Origin of the sequence: Arthrobacter sp. zg-Y179 (assembly GCF_020907345.1) — a bacterium.
Taxonomy (GTDB): domain Bacteria; phylum Actinomycetota; class Actinomycetes; order Actinomycetales; family Micrococcaceae; genus Arthrobacter_B; species Arthrobacter_B jinronghuae.
Genome location: NZ_JAJJOB010000007.1, coordinates 25,697 through 43,346 on the forward strand (window position 1 = coordinate 25,697; position 17,650 = coordinate 43,346).

General features: G+C 66.2%; 17 protein-coding genes, 2 tRNA genes and 1 other RNA gene. 8 read left to right on the plus strand and 12 right to left on the minus strand.

Going from position 1 to position 17,650, the window contains the following annotated elements:
* Nucleotides 1–3 precede the first annotated feature (3 nt).
* The gene (locus LOC56_RS07285; protein WP_229951634.1) at nt 4–768 is read right to left on the minus strand and encodes a YaaA family protein; all 765 of its coding nucleotides are present in this window, start codon (nt 766–768) and stop codon (nt 4–6) included.
* Nucleotides 769–846: 78 nt separating this feature from the next.
* Between LOC56_RS07285 and rnpB the strand changes: the two genes are divergently transcribed.
* The 3 genes from rnpB (at nt 847) to LOC56_RS07300 (ending at nt 4,276) form a co-directional block, all read left to right on the plus strand.
* Nucleotides 847–1,252, plus strand: an RNA gene (gene rnpB, locus LOC56_RS07290) — RNase P RNA component class A.
* Nucleotides 1,253–1,387: 135 nt separating this feature from the next.
* The gene (locus tag LOC56_RS07295) at nt 1,388–2,695 is read left to right on the plus strand and encodes an MFS transporter (RefSeq protein ID WP_229951635.1); all 1,308 of its coding nucleotides are present in this window, start codon (nt 1,388–1,390) and stop codon (nt 2,693–2,695) included.
* 117 nt (nt 2,696–2,812) lie between these two features.
* A complete protein-coding gene (locus LOC56_RS07300; RefSeq protein ID WP_331460919.1) occupies nt 2,813–4,276 on the plus strand; it encodes a glyceraldehyde-3-phosphate dehydrogenase in 1,464 nt (487 codons plus the stop codon).
* Nucleotides 4,277–4,374: 98 nt separating this feature from the next.
* On the opposite strand, the gene LOC56_RS07305 is transcribed toward LOC56_RS07300, so the two are convergent.
* The 5 genes from LOC56_RS07305 to LOC56_RS07325 form a co-directional block, all read right to left on the minus strand.
* Nucleotides 4,375–4,947, minus strand: a complete 573-nt coding sequence (locus LOC56_RS07305; protein WP_229951636.1) for a peptide deformylase — start codon at nt 4,945–4,947, stop codon at nt 4,375–4,377.
* A gap of 40 nt (nt 4,948–4,987) precedes the next feature.
* Nucleotides 4,988–6,145 carry an acyl-CoA dehydrogenase family protein gene (locus LOC56_RS07310; protein ID WP_229951637.1) on the minus strand — a complete coding sequence of 386 codons (1,158 nt, stop codon included), beginning with the start codon at nt 6,143–6,145 and terminating at the stop codon, nt 4,988–4,990.
* A 165-nt stretch (nt 6,146–6,310) separates the two neighbouring features.
* Nucleotides 6,311–6,386: transfer RNA gene (locus LOC56_RS07315), tRNA-His, on the minus strand.
* Between the two features lie 140 nt (nt 6,387–6,526).
* Nucleotides 6,527–7,129: an oligoribonuclease gene (gene orn / locus LOC56_RS07320; protein ID WP_255766482.1), complete on the minus strand. Its 603-nt coding sequence runs from the start codon at nt 7,127–7,129 to the stop codon at nt 6,527–6,529.
* A gap of 51 nt (nt 7,130–7,180) precedes the next feature.
* On the minus strand, nt 7,181–7,798 hold the full coding sequence (locus tag LOC56_RS07325) for a hypothetical protein (RefSeq protein WP_229951638.1): 618 nt from the start codon (nt 7,796–7,798) through the stop codon (nt 7,181–7,183).
* A gap of 241 nt (nt 7,799–8,039) precedes the next feature.
* Between LOC56_RS07325 and mptB the strand changes: the two genes are divergently transcribed.
* Complete coding sequence (gene mptB, locus LOC56_RS07330) at nt 8,040–9,584, plus strand: polyprenol phosphomannose-dependent alpha 1,6 mannosyltransferase MptB (RefSeq protein ID WP_229951639.1); 1,545 nt, start codon at nt 8,040–8,042, stop codon at nt 9,582–9,584.
* On the opposite strand, the gene LOC56_RS07335 is transcribed toward mptB, so the two are convergent.
* On the minus strand, nt 9,547–10,812 hold the full coding sequence (locus LOC56_RS07335) for a glycosyltransferase family 87 protein (protein WP_229951640.1): 1,266 nt from the start codon (nt 10,810–10,812) through the stop codon (nt 9,547–9,549). The two genes, mptB and LOC56_RS07335, sit on opposite strands and share 38 nt — an antisense overlap.
* A 118-nt stretch (nt 10,813–10,930) precedes the next feature.
* On the opposite strand from LOC56_RS07335, the gene LOC56_RS07340 reads away from it, so the two are divergent.
* Complete coding sequence (locus LOC56_RS07340) at nt 10,931–11,350, plus strand: DUF3224 domain-containing protein (RefSeq protein WP_229951641.1); 420 nt, start codon at nt 10,931–10,933, stop codon at nt 11,348–11,350.
* A gap of 13 nt (nt 11,351–11,363) precedes the next feature.
* Here LOC56_RS07340 and LOC56_RS07345 read toward each other — a convergent pair whose 3' ends face one another.
* From LOC56_RS07345 to LOC56_RS07365, 5 genes are all read right to left on the minus strand, one after another.
* Nucleotides 11,364–12,101, minus strand: a complete 738-nt coding sequence (locus LOC56_RS07345) for a M50 family metallopeptidase (protein WP_229951642.1) — start codon at nt 12,099–12,101, stop codon at nt 11,364–11,366.
* 26 nt (nt 12,102–12,127) lie between these two features.
* The gene (locus tag LOC56_RS07350; RefSeq protein ID WP_229951643.1) at nt 12,128–12,946 is read right to left on the minus strand and encodes an anti-sigma factor; all 819 of its coding nucleotides are present in this window, start codon (nt 12,944–12,946) and stop codon (nt 12,128–12,130) included.
* Nucleotides 12,927–13,499: an RNA polymerase sigma factor gene (locus LOC56_RS07355; RefSeq protein WP_229951644.1), complete on the minus strand. Its 573-nt coding sequence runs from the start codon at nt 13,497–13,499 to the stop codon at nt 12,927–12,929. The genes LOC56_RS07350 and LOC56_RS07355 overlap by 20 nt, the downstream gene beginning before the upstream one ends.
* A gap of 62 nt (nt 13,500–13,561) precedes the next feature.
* Nucleotides 13,562–14,242 carry a class F sortase gene (locus tag LOC56_RS07360; RefSeq protein WP_229951645.1) on the minus strand — a complete coding sequence of 227 codons (681 nt, stop codon included), beginning with the start codon at nt 14,240–14,242 and terminating at the stop codon, nt 13,562–13,564.
* Between the two features lie 87 nt (nt 14,243–14,329).
* On the minus strand, nt 14,330–15,157 hold the full coding sequence (locus LOC56_RS07365) for a DUF4397 domain-containing protein (protein WP_229951646.1): 828 nt from the start codon (nt 15,155–15,157) through the stop codon (nt 14,330–14,332).
* Between the two features lie 315 nt (nt 15,158–15,472).
* Here LOC56_RS07365 and LOC56_RS07370 point away from each other — a divergent pair.
* The 3 genes from LOC56_RS07370 (at nt 15,473) to ssb (ending at nt 17,606) form a co-directional block, all read left to right on the plus strand.
* Nucleotides 15,473–15,545 (plus strand) — tRNA-Arg (locus tag LOC56_RS07370).
* A gap of 72 nt (nt 15,546–15,617) precedes the next feature.
* Entirely contained in the window at nt 15,618–16,817 is a 1,200-nt protein-coding gene (locus LOC56_RS07375) for an alpha/beta hydrolase (RefSeq protein ID WP_229951647.1), read from the plus strand.
* Between the two features lie 195 nt (nt 16,818–17,012).
* Nucleotides 17,013–17,606 carry a single-stranded DNA-binding protein gene (ssb, locus tag LOC56_RS07380; protein ID WP_229951648.1) on the plus strand — a complete coding sequence of 198 codons (594 nt, stop codon included), beginning with the start codon at nt 17,013–17,015 and terminating at the stop codon, nt 17,604–17,606.
* Nucleotides 17,607–17,650: the final 44 nt, after the last annotated feature.

The window sequence follows — 17,650 nt, forward strand, 5'->3', positions numbered from 1 at the left end:
GCGCTATCCGGCCAGGATGAGGTTGAGCTGGTACGGCTTCCGCCCTGCGGGGGCCACCAGCTCGGCCTCCCACTTTTCCTGTGCAGCAGCCAGGAGCTCCTGCGGCGTCGCCGGCTCCGTGCCGGTGCGCAGGAGCAGATGGCGGGCCAGCTCGCCGCGGGTGTGCTTGGCGAAGTGGGAAACCACCTTGCGTTTGCCGTCACGGACGGTGAACACGTTAACCGCGGCCGTGCGCTGCGGGTCAGGCGTCCAAGCCGCCGCATAGGTGCTGGAACGGCAGTCCACCACCAGTGAGTCCCCGGCATACTCGTCCAGTGGACCCGTCAGGTGCTGCTTCCAGAAGGCGGCAAGGCGCCCGGTCTCCTGAAGCCGCACCGACATCGAGAGCCGGTAGGCCGGGATCGGATCCGCAAAGCCGAGGGCGCCCCACAGGGCGGACATCACCAGCACGGCATCGTCTGCACGGCGCTGCACTGCCGGCGGAAGCGACGCGTAGCCCAGCGCGTCGTACAACACACCCGTGTAGACCCGGTGAGCAGGCGCGCAGGGCTCATTGTCCAGGGCGGTATTGCGCCGTACCTCCGGGGCAAGGGTTGCACCCACCCCCAGGACCGCCAGGGCATCCTCGGAGCTGCTGGCTTCGGCCAGGGCCTTGAGTACCAGCGCGCGGGGTTCGGAAAGCAGCGGGAAATGCAGCCGGGACGGGTCCAGGACCGGCCCGGACACTGCGGGGGTTTTTCCTTCGGAGGGCGGGAGCAGAATCAGCACCGGTTAATCCTACGCGAGCCGGCCGGTGCAGGCTCCGGACAGGGGCAGTGCCTGCGGGACGGTAGAGTTGACTGTGGACGGGTTGGCCAGGCAATCGCGTCGGCGCGGATTCCTTTTGGGGAAAACGCTGCCGCCGAGGAAAGTCCGGGCTCCGCAGGGCAGGGTGGTGGGTAACGCCCACTCGGGGAAACCCGCAGGCCAGTGCCACAGAAAAGAAACCGCCGGCTTACGCTGCTTTGCAGCCTGAGCAGGTAAGGGTGAAAAGGCGGTGTAAGAGACCACCAGCGTCCCGGGTGACCGGGACGGCTAGGTAAACCCCACCCGGAGCAAGGCCATACAGGACACGTTTGAGGGCTGCCCGCCCGATGTGTCCGGGTAGGCCGCTTGAGGCAGCCGGCAACGGCGGCCCTAGATGGATGATTGCCGCTCCCGGTCCGGTAACGGTCCGGGCGTACAAAACCCGGCTTATCGGCCAGCCCGTCCACATACTTCCGCAGAACGGCCGCGGCCGCGCGCAGCAGCCAAAGAATAACGCACTGTTGGCAAAGCTTTCATGCAATATTCCTTTTCCGGCACGTTGACTCGTTTTATTCAACGGGTGCTGGGCTAGTCTGTGGCAATGTCCCACACGGAGGCGGCAAGGAAGCCACTGGTTCTGCGAAATGCGAATTTCCGACGGCTGTGGATCTCTTCAACCGCCGGAATATTCGGCACTGCCGTAACCAGCGTGGCCCTGCCGGTGATAGCTGTGACGGAACTGGATGCCTCGAACTCCACGGTTGCCGTCCTTTCCGGCATGACCTTCCTTCCCTGGCTCCTGTTCGCGCTGCCTATCGGCGTGCTCGTGGACAGGCACAGGCGCCGCCCGCTGATAGTGGTTTCGCTTGCCGTACGGACACTGCTGCTGGCCAGCCTGCCGGTGGCCTGGTGGCTGGGGGCCCTCACGGTTACCCAGTTGTTTGCGGTGTCTTTCGGCGCAGGACTCGCAGCAGTGTTCTTCACCCTTGCCGAGCAGGCACTCGTACCTGCCGCGGTGGACCGCGATGAATTGGTGGAGGGCAACGGGCTCATGACCGGTTCCGGCGCCCTTGGCGACGCCGGCGGCCGGGCGGTGGGCGGCTGGGTCACGGACGCCTGGGGGGCATCCAATGCCCTGCTGCTGCAGGTCGCCGCCTCCCTTGCCTCCCTGACGGCGATTCTCCGGCTCGACGTTGCCGAGGCCCGCCCCGACCGTCCGAAGGACAGGAGGGTTGTCCGGGACATGGGGGAAGGGCTGCGCTACATTTTCAGCACGGTACCCCTGCGCATGCTGCTCATCACCGGAGCGCTCTGGAACCTGGGCGGCAACATTGTGGTGTCCCTGCTGGTCCTGCTGGTCATCCGTTCCCTCGGCGAGCATCCCGGCATGCTGGGCCTCCTGACGGCAGCTACAGCGGTGGGGGGAACAATCGGAGGCTTGTCCGCCAAGTGGATCGCCGGCCGTCTCGGTTCCGGGCGGGTGTGGCGGTATTCGATGTTCCCGGTAGTGGCCGGATATGCGACCCTGCTGTTCATCACACCGGGGTGGGGAATGACTGCCGGCTTTATCGGCCTTTTCATTGCAGGCTTTTCCATTGCCTTGAACATTGTCGTCTCCACGACCTTCCGCCAGCGGGTCTGCCCGCCGCAGATGCTCGGCCGCCTCGGGTCCGCCCAGCGGATGGTTACCTGGGGCATGCTCGCCGTCGCGGCGTTTGCCGCCGGGCTGCTGGTCGAGGTGATGGATATCCGGGGAGCGATCCTGACCGGGATCCTGGTGGCCGCACTGGCCCCGTTGGCCGCTGTCTTTGGTCCGCTGCGCCGGGTCCGGGATCTTGCGGACCTGGAACCCCCGCGAACGGAAGGGCCGGCAGGCGACCGCGCCGAAAGCGGCCTGCACACCTCCTGAATGTGACTGATCTCTCAGCCGTGGGTCCGGTGGGATTGATGTGTCCTAATACACTGGTAGGGATTACCGCCCAACCGGCACAACGCAGTGCCGGCTGAGAAAAGGATGTGAAGTTCTGTGAGCTCCAATTCGGATACGTGTCTTGACGCCTGGATGGACCGGGAGGCCCTCGCCGAGGCCATGATTCCGCTGATCGGGCGGCTCTACCGGGAAAACAGCGTGGTGACCTCGGTCTATGGGCGTCCACTCGTCAACAAGTCGGTTATCGACATTCTGAAGGCGCACCGGTTCGCCCGCCAGATCGACGAAACCGAACTGCCGGTAGCAGAGACCTACCCGTTGCTCCTGGCCCTGACCGAGCTGGAACTGGGTGCCGCGTCCGTGGACCTGGCCCGGCTGAGCAACAAGTACAAGGAGCAGGGCGGGGACCTCACCGAGTTCCTGCGCGCCGAACTGGCCGACGTCGCCGGCAAGAGCGGAGCCGACGAGCGGACGAGCACCGACGTCGTCCTCTACGGCTTTGGCCGCATCGGACGGCTCCTGGCCCGGATCCTCGTGGAGAAGGCAGGCGGCGGGCAGGGCCTGCGGCTGCGCGCGATTGTGGTGCGGAAAGGCTCCGAAAACGATCTCGTGAAGCGCGCCAGCCTGCTGCGCCGGGATTCAGTCCACGGGGCCTTCAACGGCACCATCACGGTGGACGAGGAAAATAACACCATCCTCGCCAACGGAACCCTGATCCAGGTCATTTACTCCAATGATCCGGCGACCGTGGATTACACGGCGTACGGCATCAACGACGCGGTGGTGGTGGACAACACCGGCCGCTGGCGCGATGAGAAAGGCTTGTCCCAGCACCTGGCCGCGAAGGGTGTGTCCCGGGTGCTGCTGACCGCACCGGGCAAGGGGAGCCTGAAGAACATCGTGCACGGGATCAACCACGGTTCCATCACGGACGATGACCGGATCATTACGGCTGCCTCCTGCACCACCAACGCCATCACCCCGGTGCTCAAGGTCCTCAACGACAAGTACGGCATTGTGAACGGGCACGTGGAAACGGTGCATTCCTTCACCAATGACCAGAACCTGATCGACAACTTCCACAACGGCGACCGGCGCGGGCGCTCCGCGGCGCTGAACATGGTCATCACGGAAACCGGGGCCGCGAAGGCGGTTGCGAAGGCACTGCCGGAGCTGGAAGGCAAGCTCAGCGGCAACGCGATCCGCGTTCCCACCCCGGACGTGTCGATGGCCATCCTCAACCTGAACCTGGAGAGCGCCACCACCAGGGACGAAGTAAACACCTTCCTGCGCGAAACCTCGCTGAACTCGCCGCTGCACAAGCAGATCGACTACATCGCCTCGCCCGAGGTGGTGTCCAGCGACTTCGTGGGCTCCAAGCGAGCCGGGATCGTGGACGGCCTCGCGACCATTTCCAACGGCAAGAACCTCGTGCTGTACGTCTGGTACGACAACGAATTCGGGTACAGCTGCCAGGTGGTCCGGGTCCTGGAGGAGATGGCGCACGTCAATCCGCCGGCTTTCCCCAAGGCACAGTCGCTGGCAGCCATCGCCGGCTAGCAGCCGGCAGCGCCCGGCCAGGTTAATGCACGAAGGGCCCGCAGGAGAATCTCCTGCGGGCCCTTCGTGCGTTACGGGCGATGTCGGTACGGAAGGACTCAGTGGCCGAAGGGGTCCGGGTCCACGCCCGGCATCCAGGTATGGCCCGGCACGGTCCAGCCCTGCGCCTTCATCACCTTCCGCGCCTTGCGGCTCCACCGGTCGGTAAGCCGGTCCACGTAGAGCTTGCCGTCGAGGTGGTCGTACTCGTGCTGCAGGACGCGGGCAAACCAGTCGGTCGCCTCGAACTGTACGGGCGCGCCGAACTCGTCGAAGCCGCTGATCTTCACCCATTCGGCCCGGTTCACCGGGAAGTTCTCGCCGGGTACGGAGAGGCAGCCTTCGGAGGTTTCGTCCGGATCGGGGGCGGAGCCCGGGATCTTGGACGTGATCAGGACCGGGTTGATGACGACGCCGCGGTTCGGGGCGTCGTCGTCGTTCTCATAGTCGAAGGTAAACAGGCGCAGGCCGACGCCGATCTGCGGGGCTGCGAGGCCGACGCCGTTGGCGACGTCCATGGTTTCGAACATGTCGGCAACCAGGGTGCGCAGTTCGTCATTGAACTCTTCCACCGCGGCCGCCCTGCGGTGCAGTACGGGTTCTCCGTGGATGACGATGGGACGAACGGTCATTACTGTCTTTCTCTCGTGGTGTCGGTACCGGAAATCGGGCTCAGCGGACGATGCCGCGCCCGATGACTTCCCGCATGATTTCGCTGGTGCCGCCGAAGATGGTCAGCAGGCGGGCGGCCAGGAAGGCCTGGGCCACCGGGTATTCCAGGATGTAGCCGTAGCCGCCGTGCAGCTGCAGGCAGCGGTCCGTGATGGACTTGGCGCGTTCGCTGGCCCAGAGCTTGGCCTTCGCGGCCGAAACGGCGTCGAGCTTTCCTTCATTGAACGCAAGGATGGCCGAATCTACGTAGGCTTCCGTGACTTCAACCTCGGTGAGGATGTCCGCCAGTGCAAACCGGCTGTTCTGGAAGTCGGCGATCCGGTCCCCGAAGGCGTTGCGGTTTTTGGTGTATTCCACGGTGGCTTCGTAGATCTGCCGGGCGACGGCGGAGGAGGCGACGGCGATGGCCAGCCGGCCCTGGGGAAGCTGCCCCTCGGCGTACTCCAGCCCGCGGCCGACTTCGCCCACGAGGTTGGCGGCCGGGACGTGAACGTCGTCGAAGAACAGTTCAGCGGTGTCGGAGGCCTTCACACCCATCTTGTCGAGCTGGCGGCCGGTGCTGTAGCCCTCGGTTTTCTCCACCATGAACATGCTGAAGGAGTCGCGCTGTCCGCGCCCGGTGCTGCCGTCCGTCCGGGCGAGGACCAGGGCCGCATCGCCGCTGATGCCGTTGCCGATGAAGGTCTTCTGGCCGCTGAGGCGCCAGTCGCCGTCGTCGGTGCGGACCGCCTTGGTGCGGATGCCCCGGAGGTCGCTGCCCGCGCCGGGCTCGGTCCAGGCCACCGAGGTGACCAGATCTCCGGACACCATGCCGGGCAGCCAGTATTGCTTCAGCTCGTCGGATCCGTAGGCCAGCAGGTGGGGGAGGACCATGTCGTCATGCAGATGGAAGGCGAGGCCGACGGCGAGGTGGTTGGAGCGGGCAAATTCCTCGTCCATCACGGCGCGGAAGCGGTAATCCGGCATGCCGGCGCCGCCGAATTCCTCGGGGACGGCCAGGCCGAGCAGGCCCTGCTCGCCGGCGGCTTTCCAGAGCCGGCGGGGCATCATGTGCGCGGCGTCCCATTCCGGGTATCCGGCGGCGACTTCGCGGGCATCGAATTCCCGGACGACTTCCCGGAACAGCTCATGGTCCTCTTCGAACAGTCTGCGCTCCAAGGCGGCGCCTCCTCATTGATAAGCCACGCATAGGCGTAGTGGTTGTTGCCGGGCTGTGCCCGCCGCGGCAGAGATTGCCGCTGCGGTAACAGTCAAACACACACAGGAAAGGCCGCCCCGGAATCATCCGAGGCGGCCTTTCGAAGCTGTAACCGCCAGCCTCATTGGGGTGAGTAACGGGGGTTGAACCCGCGACCTCCTGGACCACAACCAGGCGCTCTGCCAACTGAGCTATACCCACCATGTGCCTCAAACGTTCATCCGCGAAGTCCAGGCGAGTGGTCTTGCGGACTCATTTATCTGAGGCAGCGGAATCAAGCTTACACGGTTTTTGGAGTGCTTTTGACACGTCCGACGCCGAGCGGCAATTTTGTGATGGAGCTAACTCGAAATCCCTGCGGCAATCTTCTTCGCAGTGGCGGAATCCGGTCCCGGCGCGGGGACGAAAACAGCCTCGCGGTAGTAACGCAGCTCATTGATGGAATCGCGGATATCACCGAGGGCACGGTGGCCGCCGTTCTTCGCCGGCGCCTGGAAGTAGGCCCTCGGGTACCAGCGGCGGGCCAGCTCCTTGATGGTGGATACATCGATGATCCGGTAGTGCAGGTAATCGATCACTTCGGGCATGTCGCGGGCCAGGAACATCTTGTCCGTCCCCACGGAGTTGCCGGCGAGCTGCGCTTTCTTGGGCTCGGGCACCCACTTGGTGATGTATTCGACGACGGCGGCCTCGGCCTCGGCCATGGTGATGCCGTTGGGCAGTTCGTCCAGGAGCTTGGAGGTGGTGTGCATCTGGCGCACAAAGTCACCCATCTGCGCCAGCGAGGCGTCATCGGGCTTGATGACCACATCCACGCCGTCACCGAGAATGTTCAGCTCGGAGTCCGTGACGAGGACGGCCACTTCGATCAGGGCGTCGTTCTTGATGTCCAGACCGGTCATTTCGCAGTCGATCCAGACCATACGTTCATTTGTTATTGGCACTTCTCCAATGTACCGCTTTCGACCACCTGGTCCCCGGAAAGGGTCCGGGGGCTAAAGGCTGGAGTGGCTGCGCTGGCGCCGGTCCGGAAGGTCGTTGTCAGCGGTGGCGTAGCTTGCCGGCACGCCGGACAGGTAGGGCTGCAGGGGGATCTGGCCGGTGTCGGGCGGTCCGAAGGTACGGGTCCAGCGGCTCGGCTCGGCGGGCATCTCGTGAAACACCGGTGCGGCGGCAGCGCGGCGTCCGTGCGGCGCCTTTCGGGTCCGGTCTACAGGCCGGGTACGGGCATGCGGAGTCGCCGGTGCGGGCGATGGGGGAGACACAACTGCAGCCGTGGGCGGGACCGGGGCGGGAACCGTTGCCGTGGCCGCCGGAGCACGCACCGCCGGAGCCGGCAGGGCCTGAGCGGGAACGGCGGTGGCCACCGCCGTCGTCGTACGCGGCGGAGCGAAGAACCAGCTGAGCCCGAACGCAAGGAACAGCAGCGCCGACGCCGCCGTCACGGTGCCCCAAGGCACCTCGACCCACAGCATGGCGACGACGGCAACGGCAGTGAGGAAGACACCCCACGCCAGCAGTTCCGGACTGCGTCCCTGCGGCAGTGCGGGCCGCGCTGCCGCAACCCGGATTCCTACGGGTTTGTTTATCTTTGTTGCCCGGTGGCGCCCCACAGCCAATACCGCCTTGCCTCGTTTGTCACAACAGAAACACCAGTGTATGTGACGGTGGTCCGGCTCACAGGATTGACGGCGGCCGCGTCGGCTGCGACCCGGGCAAGCGCAGGCCCCGGTGCTAATATCAGCCTGTTACGTTACCCGGGCATTTCCACGCCCGCATTCGAAGCAGGTAGCGGACCCTGACTGCCCACAGGCCCGCAGGACAAAGAGTCACCCAGAGATTGGAACCACGTAGATGACCGCCCAGGTCCCCGCGACCGAGCCTTCGTCTCCGGGCACGGAGATAGCGAAAGCCGACCGCCCCAACATCGCGATCCTGCAGGGGTTCATCGGTTCCCTTCTGATCCTCTTCGGATCATTCGGCGTGGGCTGGCTGTCGCTCGCGTCCGCCAATCTCCGGAGCAATCCGCTGATTATCTGGATGCGCTTCGATCAGCCCATCGGCGCCGTAGCCGCTGTGCTGATGCTGGCAACGGGCGGGATGCTCCTGGTGCGGTCCTGGCTGCGGCTCGGCCAGCGGATGAAGGGATGCTGGGGTCCGGAATCGCGGCCGGTGGTACTGCGCGCCGTGATCGCATGGTCGGCACCCATGTGCCTAGCCCTGCCGCTGTTCAGCCGCGATGTCTTCGCCTACATCGCGCAGGGACTGGTCATGGTCAGCGGGTTGAACCCGTACAAGGACGGCTACTCCCAGATCTCCAACTACCTGCAGCTCGGTGCGGATGATCTCTGGGCCCAAAGCCCCACCCCTTACGGGCCGGTCTTCCTCTGGATCGAGGAACTGGTGGTCCGGATTACCGGCGGCCAGCCTGAGTTCTCGATCCTGCTGTTCCGGCTGATAGCCCTGCTCGGCGTCGCGCTCTGCGTCTACTACGTCCCTAAGCTGGCCGAGCTGCACGGCATCAACCCGAACCGCGCCCTCTGGTTGACCGCAGCCAACCCGCTGTTCCTGGTTAACTTCATCGCCGCAGTCCATAACGATGCCCTGATGATCGGCCTGGCCCTGGCCGGGCTGTATCTGGCCGCGACCAACCGGGCCCTCGCCGGCATCCTGCTGGTGACCCTGTCCATCGGCATCAAGCCGATCACCATCATTTTCCTTCCGTTCATCGGCCTGCTGTGGGCCGGAAAGAACGCGTCATGGCGGCGGAAGTTTGTTTACTGGTTCATGACTGCGGCAATTTCCCTGGGCCTGCTGTGGATCATGGGCCTGATCAACGGCTTCGGCTTCGGCTGGGTGGGTGCCCTGAGCACGCCCGGAAGTGTCTGGATCTGGTACGCCCCGGTGGGCTTCGCCGGCATGCTGGTGGCAACGCTGGGCAACGCCCTGGGGCTGCCGGGCTGGACCCTGGCCGACATTGTGCACACGATCGGACGCGTGGCCTCCGTGGGGATTGTGCTGTGGCAGATGTTCGTGGGGCAGTACAGCCGCATGATCAGGCGGCTGGCACTGGCCTTCGCCGCCATCGTGATGCTGGCACCGATGATCCAGTCCTGGTACGTCGTGTGGCTCATCCCGCTGTTCGCCGTGACAGGCCTGCGGGACGACTGGCAGGTGAAGACGCTGTACCTGTTCGTTTCGTTCTTTATGGTCTACGCCATCAGCGACCAGCTCGATATCTGGCCGTACTTTGAGTTCAGCCTCAGCGCGGCCCGCCAGATCGCCGCCGTGATCGCGCTGGGCTTCGCCCTTTACCTGATCTTCCTGGACCCCAAGACCAAGGTCCTGTTCCGCAAAAAGCTTACGGAGCCTGCTCCGGGCGAACTGCGGACGCACTGAGGCTTTCGCCGCCGGCCCGGGTAAGGCGGATGACCCGGGCCACCGACCAGCCGAAGATCACCAGCAGCAGGATGTTGCGGGCGGTCAGGAGCAGGGCCACGGCAACGTTCAGGTCGTTGTACAGGGCAGAGTAGAACATCGGATAGACCAGCGTGGTCAGCGCGGCAATCACCGGCATAAGTACCCCGGGTACCTTCCAGGCCTTGCCTTCCCAAGCCAGTCCGACGGCGACCACGGCGCCCAGCCACAGCATGAACTGCGGCGACCCCACCTTGTTGAACACAATGAACGCGCTCACCAGTGCCAGCGAGCCGGAGATCAACAGGGCACGGGAATCGGCTCCGCGGCGCAGCGCCCAGATCAGCAGTCCGACGACGGCGAGGGCGGCCAGCGCCAGCAGCGGCGTCATCAGCGCGGCCACGGGTTCGCCGAGGGCTCCGCGGACTTCGCGGGTGTTGATGACCTTGTCTTCGAAAATGTACGCGTCGGAGGATCCCAGGATCGCCTGCCAGAGCCCCGGCGTGGTGAACGGGGCCTCCATCTGCATGCCGCGGGCGCCCTGTTCGCCGATGAAGCTCAGCAGGTGGGGAAGGCCGCCGGACAGTGCCACGGCGGCGGCAATGACCGCCGATAGGGCGGCACCGGTAGCCAGCAGGGTGAGGCGTTTCTTCCACGCCACGAGCACCGCGAGGATGACGGCCGCGGGCCAGACCTTGATCCAGGTAGCCAGCGACAGCAGGGCTGACGCCAGGACGGGACGGGTGGCAAGGAAGAGCAGGCCCATAATCACCAGCGGTGCGGTGAGTCCGTCCACGCGTCCCACGGCAACCGGGCCGAGCAGTGCCGTGACGGCCAGCCACCAGTAAGCGGACGCGATGCCCTGGGTCCTGGCACGCCGTGCCAGGACCGCGACGCCGGCCGCATTCAGGGCGGTAAAGAGCAGGAACCAGGTGAACTGGTAGGCGCCGTAGCCAAAGACCGCGGCCAGGACCATCGGTATGAGCGCCGCAATCGGATAGACCCAGCCGCCGTCAATCCCGACCCAGTAGCCGTTCTGGATCCCCGAGAACGCCCACAGCCGGTAGAAGCCCACATCGCTGAGGACATCGCCGCCGAGGATACGGGTTGCGAGGGCGGCAAGGAAGCCCAGGTGGACTACGGCAAATACCGTCCAGAGGGTGGCGGGGCGGAGTAACCGATGATGCTGGAATGCCGATTTCCGGGTCATGCGAGGGTGGTGCTCCTTAGGTAAATCCGTTGCCGTGCCGCGTCCGTGCACAGCGATAAGGCTACCCAAGCGCGGCACCCGGCATGCAATCCGCCGCCGGACACGGGATACTGGACTAATGACCGACCTAACTGAAGAAGTGATTGTGGCGGATTTCGACGTCTCGGAATGGGAACCCACCCCGTACCAGGTGGAAGGAACCAACAGCGAACTCTCCACCGTTCGGGCGGTGAAGATCTACGAGGGTGACATCACCGGGACATCCGTCGCGGACCTGATTATGGCCGGCAACTCCGCGGGGGCCGGCTATGTGGGCTCCGAGGTCTTCGCCGGGACCATAGCGGGCCGCTCCGGAACCATGGTTATCCAGCACTGGGGATTGGCCGAGGGAACTGCGACGGCGAGCTCCGGGCACATCATTCCCGGCTCCGGCACCGATGACCTCGCCGGCATTTCCGGCAAGGCCATCTACACGCAGGAAGAAGACGGCCAGCACCGGCTCGAGCTGCGGGTTACCTTCCCCGCCCCCCAGGCCTAGGTCCGCGGGCGGGCTAGGCGCCCAGTGCGGCGAACACCGCCGTCGCGAGCGAAGCAGCAATGACGAGGGCGAATCCCGCCAGCCACAGGACGGCAGGAACCCCGGTCCGCCGGGAGAGGATGTAGGCGTCGGAGCTTTCCAGGTTCCGGCGCCGGCGTGTGTGGACGCTCAGCACATTGAACCAGTCCCGGACAGCGCCCACCAGGAGCGCGATACCCGTACACATGGCCACATAACCCGCAACCGGCGGGGCAGCGAACCAAACCAGCAGCACCGAGACGGACGCGCAGCCGAAAGCAATCACGATGCCCTGGCCGTTTCGGATGAACAGCAGTGCAGCGACCAGCACGAGGGCGCTGACCGACAGTGCCGCACCCGACCAGCCGCGCAGCGCCGCCAGCACCAGGACGGCACCCACCACGGCCGGAACGGGGTAGCCCCAGAAGCCGGCCCACGCTGCGGGGAAACCGCCCCGCCCCAGGGAACGCATGTCTCCGGAGTGGTCAAAGCGGAGGCGGATGCCCTTCACTACCTGACCGGTCATCAGCGCCGCGAAGGCGTGGCCGAGTTCATGGACAAACGTCACGAATAGCCCGAACCACCGCCACGTTGCCCGGGGGACGCTCAGCAGCGCGGCAGCGGCGGCAATCATCAGCAGCACCCCGGGCTCGGGTTCCACCGCCGGAACGCGGTCGAACCCCGCCAGGACCCGGGACCACCACTCGGCGGCGACGCCCAGAGGCCTATCCACGGACGGCCGGCTTGGAAAATGCGGACTTAGAGGTCGAGGACTCCGCGCAGGATGGAATCCCCGGAATGGGTGGGATTACCGTCAAAAGGTTCGTCCGAGATATCAACAATTGGGTACTCATCGAGGTCAAGGTTAGCCGGGATTGTGAACCGGCCCTCCGTGCCCTCCATCGTCCCGAGGCTGACCATGCGCTGTACGTCGGGGGCAATCAGCCAGACTTCCCGGAAGCCCTGGGCATCGGATCCGCTCGCCGTGACTACCAGCTCGCGTCCGCCGTCGGAACGCTGGTCCACCTCGGCCCGGCCCGTCTCCGAATAGGCAGGCAAGGGGGCCAGCTCCACCGCGGCAATAACTTCGCTGCGGTCCGCCAGGATCCGGGAGATACCCCAGGTGCCTGCAGCTGCCAGCACCACGGCGGCAGCGGCGGCACCGAGGACCTGCGGGAGCCGCCGTCGTTTGCGCCGCTTCCGGGCGGCGTCCAGCGGAACCGGCGTCGCCCCTGCCAGGGACGGCTCCACGGGCGCCGGAGACGGCGCCGTTCCGGTCTTCGCGTTCTGGTCGGACGATGACGATGCCTGCACAGCCTCATCGAAGGGAGCCGCGTCAAAGGGATCGGCGCGCACGGCCTCCCCGAGCCCCAGCCGGTCGTGGATGGACTCCCAGACCGACGACGGCGGCCGGGGGAGCCCCTCGGGAACTGACGGGGTCCTTCCTGCGGTCACAACGCGTTGCAGCGCGGTGACCTCGGCGGTGCACTCGGCGCAGTTGTCGAGGTGCGCCGTGTCCTGTGGACCGGCCTCGCCCAGGGCGCACAGTGCCAGCGCTTCAGGTGGCAGATGCTGCATCGCTGACCTCCAATCGCTGCCGGAGTTGGACAAGGCTTCTTCGAATGTGGCTCTTTACGGTACCCAACGGGAGTTTCAGTGTTTCCGATATCTGCTGGTGTGTCAGGTCTTCATGAAAGGCCAGGCGGAGGATGGAACCCTGGGGTTCCCCGAGCCTGGCCAGCTCGGCATCAAGCACCACCCGGTCTGCCACGCCGTCGGGATCAGGACCGGCGGGGGGAACCGGATTCCTGCCGGACTCCGGAGACTCCATCAGGGTTTCCGAAGAACGGCCCCGGGCAGTGGCCATGCCGGCTGCCACGTTCCGTCCGATCCCTACCAGCCAGGCGGCGAGGGTGGAGCGGTCAGGTGCGTAGCTGTCCCGGTATTTCCAGGCCCGGATGAACACTTCCTGCACGGCGTCGTCGGCTGCGCCCTGATCGAACAGCTTGCGCAGCGCCAGGGCGCGGATCAGGGGCGAGAACCGGCGGTAGGCCTCCGCCAGCGCCGCTTCGTCCCCTGCCGCAAAGGCATGGTCCATCGCGACGTCGCGATCTGAGGCGCCCGTGGGCATCAGTGCCGTTCTCCTGCCGTGCGGGGCTGCGTCCGGTATCCGGCAGCTCTCTGAGGTAGCCACTATGGTACGGGTACGGCGGTGAGCACAACGTTGTCTTCATAGTCGCCTACCGAGTCCAGCCATCTACCGCCGCACGTTACCAGTTCCAGCCGCGGCGCACCGTCACGGTCGAAGAGATTGAATTCGTCGAGTGATGCCTTGGGAATGTTCTGCACCTTCTCGGTGGTGTACTTCACGACGGTTCCGTCGCTGCGGGTAACGGTCACGGGGGTGCCGGCAGGGACATCATCCAAGCCCGCGATGGGAAGTTCCTCGGTGCGTGAGTCCACATGGGCGGCCAGCACCGCTGCTCCGCGGGAGGATCCGGGCGCGGGTCCGTAGCGGTACCAGCCGGCCTGGTAATGGTTGTCCGGCAGTGTCATGGCGCCGTTCTCTTCCTGCCCCACCGGGATCACCTCCAGCTCGATGCCCGTTCCCTCCACACTCACCCGCACGGGTTCGGGTACGGCTTCCGCCGGGGTGGGGACCGCCGGCCGCACGGGTATGTCAGTGGCGGGGACGGTTGGTGCCCCTGTCGACGCCGGGGCGGGCGCCGCCGTCGACGTCGGTGCGGCTTCCGCCGAAACCGATTCGGCCGGGGAAACGGCCTCGGGGGCACCGCTGCAGGCCGAGGAACCGGCAAGGACGGCGGCGGAGAGGCAGGCCGCTGCAGCGAATCGTTGCAGGGGGACAACGGGCATGGATGGACCTCCGGAAAGGGTGGCCCCGGTGCTGCGGCGCGGAAAGGGGGGTGCGCCGCAGCACCGGAGGGATCGGGCGGGTGCTGCTTAGCTGTCGCTGACCGTGGAACGGCGGCGCAGCAGGGCGGCACCCAAGGCGAGCAGCGCGACGCCGCCGGCAGCGGCTGCCGCGGTTAGGGCCTGGTCATCCCCGGACTGGGCAACCTGCTCCAGTGCACCCGGAACCGCGTGCGGCGCGGAGTGCAGTCCCTCGATGGTCTGGGTGGCGAGGGCCAGGTTCCCTGCTTCGAGCGAACCCCACGCATAGACAATCGTGTTCGTGCCTTCGGCCAGCGCCAGATCCGCCGGGCCGATCACCGGAGTGGTGGTGCCGGCTGCCGCAACCGAAGCGGAGACCGTTCCGGCATCCACGGTCAGCGCTTTCTCATTGGGGTTGGTGAGGCCCTCGATCACCGGCGTGCCGCCGGCCAGGACGTCCACGGCAGGCGCGGCGGCCACGTGGCGGACGGTCAGGCGTGACTTGCCTGCCTCCACGGCGGACGTGTCATTGGTGAACAGGTTTGCCGTCGGTTTGCCCGAGGCATCCAGATTGGCGGTGGCGGTGTAGTTGCCCCCCGCTGCCAGGTCTGCCGAGACCGGGCCAATGATCGGGGCGGAGGCATCGGCCGCGTCGGCGGCCGTGATGGCCAGCTGGTAGTTGCCGCCCGGCAGCTCCAACGGTCCGGCAAGATCGCCGGGCATGAAGTCATCCAGGGTAAGCGTGCCGTTGACGTATACGTCCACCGGAGTGTCCGGGACGCCGTGCAGCACCGACAGTTTTGCCGTGTCGGAATCAGCAGCGGATGCCGGTACAGCCGAGAAGGCTGCGGCGGCACCCAGTCCGAGGGTCGCGAGAGCGGTAGCGGTCTTGCGCATGGTCTGAGCTCCTTGATCTGCCGCACCTTTCGGGTACGGGTTCCGTGACTTACACCCCTACTACTTCCGTAGGGGCCGTCATGGATGCAGAACCGGAGATATTTTCCGGAAAAGAGTTTCGGCGGGACGAGACGGGACGGGGGCGGGACGGGACGGGACGGGACCGGGGCGGGACGAGACGGTGCCGGGACCGGGGCGGGACCGGGGCGGGACGGTGGCGGCGGGTATTGCCCGGGAACGGGCGGCCCGCGGCAGCGGGGTGAGGGGACCGGGCCGGACGGGAGCCTGCCGCGTCCGTAGTATCATCGTGTGGTTGCCCCCGTAGCTCAATGGATAGAGCAACGGCCTTCTAATCCGTAGGTTGCGCGTTCGAGTCGCGCCGGGGGCACTCAGCGGGCGCAGCGCCCCCGGCTGGGGCGTAGGCTTCGCGGGAATATGCCCGCTCTCCAAAGGAGCCGCAGTGCCCGCCGGTTACCTCATCACAGTGTTATTGCTTGGAGTGGGTACCTGCTGCGCGCTCTGGCCGCCCGGCGCCGCCAGTCCGCGTAACCGGCCCTCCATCCGGTCCCGTTGGTCCGTCGCGGCCTACCTCATCGGCATGACCTTCAACGAGGCTCCGCTGTTTCCGCTGCTGCTCGGCGTGGCTGCAACTGCCTTCGCCATTGGAGAAGGGGACGTTTCCGCGCCGATGGGGACTGCGGCTGTGGGAGGTATGGCCTTTGTCGCCGCCGGGCTCGTGTGGGTGGCAGTGCGCGCGGTGCGCAGCCGTGGAGTTCCGGCGGCGGCCCTGGATGCCTGCCTCGGCGGCGGCTGGCGCGCCGCCCTGCGAGGGGAGGCTTCCGCCGTGGCCGGACGCGGCACGGTGGTGGCCGTGCTTTTCCTGCCCTTCCGGCGCCGCCGCCGGGATGTGCAGCGGATCAGCGGACTTCGGTACGGAGAATGGGGCCGGGAAAACACCCTTGACCTGTATCTGCCGCGGCGGAGACCGGCCAAGGGTCCCGTGTTTGTGCACTTTCACGGCGGACGGTTCGTCTCCGGGGCCAAGAACCGGGAATCGTTGTATCTGCTGTACCGGCTGGCGTCCCACGGGTGGACCTGCGTCAGCGCCAACTACCGCTTGGCTCCGGCAGCACGGTTTCCGGACTACGTAGTGGATGCCAAGCGGGTCCTCTTCTGGGTCAAGACGCACGGCGCCGCCTACGGTGCAGGTACGGGACCGGTGGTCGTGGCGGGAAACTCGGCCGGTGCCTTCCTGGCCGCATTCACCGCGCTGACGCCCGGCCGGACGGAGCTGCAGCCCGGATTCGAGGATGCCGATACCACGGTGGCAGCGGCCGTATGCCTCTACGGTTATTACGGCAGGGTGCAGGGCACGAACCCGGACAGCACGCCGGCAGCCTATGCCAATCCCGCAGCCCCGCCCTTCCTGCTTCTTCACGGTGACAGGGACAGCGTTGTGTCCGTCGACCACGGACGGGACTTTGCGCGGACCCTTGCCGGGATCTCCCGGCAGCCGGTGATCTGGTGCAGGCTGCCCGGCGCCCAGCATTCCTTTGACTACTTTGCGTCTGTACGCGCCCGCTTCGCGGCCGAGGACATCGAAGGCTTCGCGGACTGGGCCCAGGCAAGGAACGCCCAGGGCACAGGGTCGGGGGACTGACAGCTCTTCCTCCACAAGGACCGGCAGCGTTCCTTCCCGCCTCACGTGGTCCACACGCCGGCCCTTCCGCGGGCACGGGCGCAGATGTCGGTGAAGACTTGCAGGCACCGGCGGACCAGCCGGAACGCATGTGGGCGACACTGCGCATCGTCAAACGGCACAGGCGCCGCGGTACCGAACCGAAGGCAGGAAAACATGAGTGACACCATTACGCTCCGGGGCTACGTTGCCACCGACCTCCGTCAGAACACCACAGACAACGGACTCGCGGTGGCAAGCTTTCGAATGTGCACCACGGAGCGGCGGTATGACCGGGACACCGGGGGATGGCAGGACGGACAGACAAACTGGTACGCCGTCAGCCTGTTCCGCCAGCTGGCCACCAACGCCGCGTTCAGCATCCACAAGGGGGACCGGGTAGTAGTGACCGGCCGGCTGCGCCTGCGGCAGTGGGTCACGGAGGACGGACGCAGCGGCACCAGCGCCGACATCGACGCCGACACTGTGGGCCATGACCTGATGTGGGGGACCGCCAGCTTCCGCCGCACCACGTCCGCAGGCAGCGATGCATCCCCGGGCGGGGTCGACGGCGGGATCGACGCCGGCACAAGGGCGGACGACGCCGCCGGGACCGGGTCCCACGGGGATCCGGATTCCGCGGAGTCCCTGGGCCGGATCGACCCGCTGACCGGCGAGCTTCTCGATGTCGACGGGGACAGCCTGACCGCAGAGGACGAACAGGGGGAAACCGCGAAAGCTGGCCGTGAAGGAGCAGCCGCGCCGTTTTGAGGGCGGCACCCGTACATCCCGGGACCCTTTTTGTCCGCGCAGCG

What these genes read in the sequence shown, in the direction of transcription:
- LOC56_RS07335 (WP_229951640.1), bottom strand. Translation starts at nt 10,812, where the DNA reads ATGACCCGGAAATCGGCATTCCAGCATCATCGGTTACTCCGCCCCGCC.
- LOC56_RS07355 (WP_229951644.1), bottom strand. Translation starts at nt 13,499, where the DNA reads ATGCCCACGGGCGCCTCAGATCGCGACGTCGCGATGGACCATGCCTTT.
- LOC56_RS07340 (WP_229951641.1), top strand. Translation starts at nt 10,931, where the DNA reads ATGACCGACCTAACTGAAGAAGTGATTGTGGCGGATTTCGACGTCTCG.
- LOC56_RS07295 (WP_229951635.1), top strand. Translation starts at nt 1,388, where the DNA reads ATGTCCCACACGGAGGCGGCAAGGAAGCCACTGGTTCTGCGAAATGCG.
- LOC56_RS07365 (WP_229951646.1), bottom strand. Translation starts at nt 15,157, where the DNA reads ATGCGCAAGACCGCTACCGCTCTCGCGACCCTCGGACTGGGTGCCGCC.
- LOC56_RS07350 (WP_229951643.1), bottom strand. Translation starts at nt 12,946, where the DNA reads ATGCAGCATCTGCCACCTGAAGCGCTGGCACTGTGCGCCCTGGGCGAG.
- LOC56_RS07360 (WP_229951645.1), bottom strand. Translation starts at nt 14,242, where the DNA reads ATGCCCGTTGTCCCCCTGCAACGATTCGCTGCAGCGGCCTGCCTCTCC.
- mptB (WP_229951639.1), top strand. Translation starts at nt 8,040, where the DNA reads ATGACCGCCCAGGTCCCCGCGACCGAGCCTTCGTCTCCGGGCACGGAG.
- ssb (WP_229951648.1), top strand. Translation starts at nt 17,013, where the DNA reads ATGAGTGACACCATTACGCTCCGGGGCTACGTTGCCACCGACCTCCGT.
- LOC56_RS07305 (WP_229951636.1), bottom strand. Translation starts at nt 4,947, where the DNA reads ATGACCGTTCGTCCCATCGTCATCCACGGAGAACCCGTACTGCACCGC.